This window comes from Microcoleus asticus IPMA8 (assembly GCF_013179805.1).
GTDB lineage: Bacteria > Cyanobacteriota > Cyanobacteriia > Cyanobacteriales > Microcoleaceae > Microcoleus > Microcoleus asticus.
Genome location: NZ_SRRZ01000240.1, coordinates 1 through 3,927, shown reverse-complemented (window position 1 = coordinate 3,927; position 3,927 = coordinate 1). Strand labels below are relative to the sequence as shown.

At 50.5% G+C, this 3,927-nt stretch carries 5 protein-coding genes and 1 pseudogene; 3 read left to right on the top strand and 3 right to left on the bottom strand.

Going from position 1 to position 3,927, the window contains the following annotated elements:
* Nucleotides 1-136 precede the first annotated feature (136 nt).
* The 3 genes from E5S67_RS31295 to E5S67_RS31285 all read right to left on the bottom strand — a co-directional run bounded on the left by E5S67_RS31295 (nt 137) and on the right by E5S67_RS31285 (nt 1,443).
* Nucleotides 137-619 carry a hypothetical protein gene (locus tag E5S67_RS31295; RefSeq protein ID WP_172193278.1) on the bottom strand — a complete coding sequence of 161 codons (483 nt, stop codon included), beginning with the start codon at nt 617-619 and terminating at the stop codon, nt 137-139.
* A 72-nt stretch (nt 620-691) separates the two neighbouring features.
* A complete protein-coding gene (locus E5S67_RS31290; protein ID WP_172193276.1) occupies nt 692-970 on the bottom strand; it encodes an HU family DNA-binding protein in 279 nt (92 codons plus the stop codon).
* Nucleotides 971-1,056: 86 nt separating this feature from the next.
* Nucleotides 1,057-1,443, bottom strand: coding sequence for a hypothetical protein (locus tag E5S67_RS31285; protein WP_172193274.1), 387 nt, complete (start codon nt 1,441-1,443; stop codon nt 1,057-1,059).
* Nucleotides 1,444-1,614: 171 nt separating this feature from the next.
* Here E5S67_RS31285 and E5S67_RS32905 point away from each other — a divergent pair, with 171 nt between their 5' ends.
* From E5S67_RS32905 to E5S67_RS31270, 3 genes and pseudogenes are all read left to right on the top strand, one after another.
* Nucleotides 1,615-3,147 (top strand): hypothetical protein, encoded by a 1,533-nt coding sequence (locus E5S67_RS32905; RefSeq protein ID WP_216670836.1) that lies wholly within the window; start codon nt 1,615-1,617, stop codon nt 3,145-3,147.
* An 83-nt stretch (nt 3,148-3,230) separates the two neighbouring features.
* Nucleotides 3,231-3,527 carry a hypothetical protein gene (locus tag E5S67_RS31275; protein ID WP_172193272.1) on the top strand — a complete coding sequence of 99 codons (297 nt, stop codon included), beginning with the start codon at nt 3,231-3,233 and terminating at the stop codon, nt 3,525-3,527.
* 6 nt (nt 3,528-3,533) lie between these two features.
* A pseudogene (locus E5S67_RS31270) lies at nt 3,534-3,927 on the top strand (hypothetical protein); the annotation flags it as partial.

Sequence of the window (3,927 nt, the reverse complement as noted above, 5' to 3'; positions counted from 1 at the left end):
TTATCGTGCACACTAGCTAATTTAGGATGATTACATTTACGTCAAGGAGCTTAACTACACAGAGGCTTTGATTGTTTTCGGAGATGTCTAGTGTTTGTCTAACAGCCGATCGCCCTTCACGACGATCGACAAATTCCTACATATCGAGTTCAAAACCTTCGCTCTCCAGATTCCGCTGGAGCTGGTACATCATCGCAGCGCCGGCCGCCAAAGTTTTGGGGTCGATATCTTCATCGCCCGCCACAACTTCCGCCCTCTTGTAGCCAGTGCAGCGGCAGCCGCGGTTTTGCAGAAATCTCTCGCAGACTTCCTCGCACTGCTGCCAGGGTTCTTCCTCGGTTCCCTCCGGCACCATAATGTCGGCTTCGGGATTCCAGCCGAGTTCCAGCACTTTGTAAGTTTCTGAAGTTTCGCTAAACAGGTTTTGCAGTTGCCGCGCCGTGTCGATCGCAATCTTGGTAACTCCATCCTCGACAAGACCGGGATGCCGACACGCTAACTGTATGTGGCTGATGATGGCGATGGCTGCCAGCGGCGGAAGTTCCACGGTAGCAGGTTGCAAGTCCTGCATTGCGTTCACTTCCTCGGTATATTTCTTCAAGTCGGGGGGTTTTTTCATTGTGTCTACTGTGTGTCTACAAATTGTCTACAGCCGATCGCCCTTCACGACGATCGGCATTGTCTTACTGTCTTACTGTCCGCTCACAGCTTCCTTGAACTGCTTGCCTGCGGAAAATGCAGGAACTTTAGTTGCCGGAATCTGCATCTTGTCCCCGGTTTTGGGGTTGCGACCTTCCCGAGCTTTCCGGTCGCGGGCCTCAAACGAGCCGAAATCAACTAGCGTCACCTTCTCGCGCTCGGCGACTGCCTGAATAATGCAATCCCTGAGCGCACGATACACTTTGTCTACTTCTTTTTTTGGCATCTCTGCTTTGATGGCAGCTAGTTCGACAAGTTCTGATTGATTCATAAGTGCGATCGCCCTTTAGTCATTAGTTATTAGTCATTAGTAACGCAAAACCAGCGCCCCCTAAGGAGTGCTGGTTTCTATGACTGCTATTCTGCGAGGTTTTCCCCGCGGTTATCGTTGGATGACTCTGCTTGTTGCTGTTCTTGGTCTTGTAACTCTATGAGCTTGCGCAGGTTTTGAATCTTTTGCTCATACTCCTTTGCCTCTTCCCTGTACCACACGATGCACTCTCTACTTTTAGCCAACTGTTTTTCTGCATCCTCTAACAGTTGGTCGAGAATTCCCCCAATGGTGTTTTTAACGCCAGTTCCCTCCTTGCTACTTTTTCGATTAGATGTGATGCGCTGATTCCGAGATCCTTCGCTAATTCGTCCAGCATCTTCGCCCCCGTAGGCGTCAATCCGTAACTCCTGCGACTTTTCTTCTCTCCGTATTCCAGTTGCTTCGCTTTTTTGCCCATAGTCTTCAGTCATAAAGTCTTCCCTCAAAATAACAAGTCTTGCGCAAGATATTGAGATTGTAATGCGTAAGACTATATCATATTTTCAGAGTCTTACGCAATACTGCATAAGGCTGCTTGAGATTGCCCTGCATAAACCTAAACGAATTGGGCGGGAGTGCAATTCCGCCCTTTCCCCTACCCTATGTACACCCTGGAAAACCTGCAACAGAAGAATTTAAAGGAATTGAAGGAAATCGGTCAGCAGATGAACGTGCTCCCGGAGGGCGACAGACGACTGCGCCGCAACTGGATCGATGCCATCGCCGGCGTTGTACCCCCGCTGCTGCAACTGCTGGAAACTTCCCCCGGTGTCGAAGTCGAACCGGTTCAGGAGGCGATCGAAGTTCAAGTCCAGGAGCCGATCGAATCTTCCCCAGCAGCGGTCGAGTGTCCGAGTTGTGGCGCTACCCACGGCTTGTACACCGATAGAGATTATTTAGACAAGCCGGTAATTCGTTGCTTGCACTGCCATTACTGTCGGATCAAGCACTACCCCGGTCCGATCGTACTTGAAGCTGAGGAACCGCCGATCTACAAGCCTGAAACGAAAGACGGCATTGACTTACAGGACTTTACAGTTCAAGCCCAGGAGCCGCCGATCGAGTCGAAGTTCGGCTGCATCGTTTATCCCCGTGCTCAGAAGCCGATCGCCCAAACAGAAATTACCGAGACTATCAGCGATGTTGGAAGATTCGGAATTGCGAGTGATGATTTACATCATTCACGCCTTGAGACCGCCCAATTGGATGGAGATAGCAGGAGCGCTAAAGCTGAGAGACAAAGAAGTCAAGACGGCGATCGAGTATTGGAAGTGGAAAGAAATGCTCAAAGAGATAGAGGGCGAGCTTTATTCCATCACTCACCTGAACTAGCGGCAGTCCTCAACGACGAGCAACCGCCCAACCGAGGCGAGGGCAAGGGGCGGCTGGAAAGTCAGTCAAAAGTCAGTCAAAGTGCGATCGGCTTTTGTGCTTCCCCGGTGACTTTCTCCCCTAAGTTTCTCGCGACCTACCCGCCCTACTTCGGCGAAGTTCTCTACAAAGCAGAAGCCACCGGGCAACTCAACTTGCTCGAACCGAAAACAGACGGCGAGCCGCCAGACTTTGATGATTTTGCAGACATCGATGCGTTTAACGAGGCGATGGCTCGCTGGGATGCCGAAAATCCCGAATCGCTTGCTGCGTCTATGGATTCGATGTGCGAGTGGGCACCGTGTCCGCACGAATGGTACGAGCCAGAAGCCGAAAATCTGCCCTTAAAAGCTTCATCCATGATGGAACTGTCACTGTCGGCGATTGAAAGTTCCAGCACTTTTTCTATCCCGACTTTTGACGCTTGGTGCGATCGCTCAAACCGACACAGCGACACCGACGAACCGCCCGACACAGGGATTGGCGCGCGCTTGCCGGGGCCCAAGCCGCCCAATTTTCCACCAAGGGCGATCGGTTCTGACATCAGCGAAAAGTGCTTTAACGCAAAACTTGGACACAACTCGGACACAACTCGGACACGACTTGAGCACACTACCTCACGGGTGATCGGCTACAGCAAAAAGTGTTTAATCGCAAACCGACACACAAACCCCGAAGAACTTTACTGCATTACTTACTGCATGGCTGCTGCTGGTAGCAGTCGGCAAGGGCGATCGCCCCCAGGAGGTGATGAAATTATCTAAATAGTTTTTCCATATCTCCATCATTTGCTTACTCCTGCGATTGCCCCGTCACAGGGCGATCGCTTCCTCCCTCCTTCGCTGTTATGGAAAAAGCCCATTGGTATCGCTACCTGTACAACGGGTACGAACCTGACAACACCATCAAGCTAACGGGTGAATTGGTTGGTGATTCTTATGTAGTTTTTGAAATGTGGGGGTCGCTCACTTTCAACGACGGACACTTCTTTGCATCAATTCACAGAAATGATAAAGGAGAGTTTGTTTGGAGAGCGGACGACAGAACGGGGCACGCAACTAATTTTATGGACGCTTGGGAGAATATGCCCGCCGTCATCAAAGACCCCGATCATTATGACGAATCATCCATCTATCACGATTGACAAACTATGGAAATAACCGCAGATTTTAGTGAATTTCAACCGCTCTTGGACTTTGAGGAAGAAACCCTTGCAGCCGTCCCTTATAACGATTTAGCCGATTTAACCCGCGAGATTAAACTGTCATTTCTGGATTTTGTAAGACAGGGTGTCATGCTTGCCGTCATACGCCGCAACCGCTTGTACAAACGGCAATTTAAGGACTTCGCCGAATACTGCAAGCTGGCCCTCGGACGCTCGCCGATTTACTGCAAGCGGATTATTGAAGCCGCGCAAACCACGATCGAACTGATAAAAGCCGGGTTTAAAATATTGCCTACATCGGTAAGCCAAGCGCTGCCGCTGGTGAAATTTACCAAACCCGACGGCGCGGGCAACCGCGAGCTAGAAAACAAATGGCAAT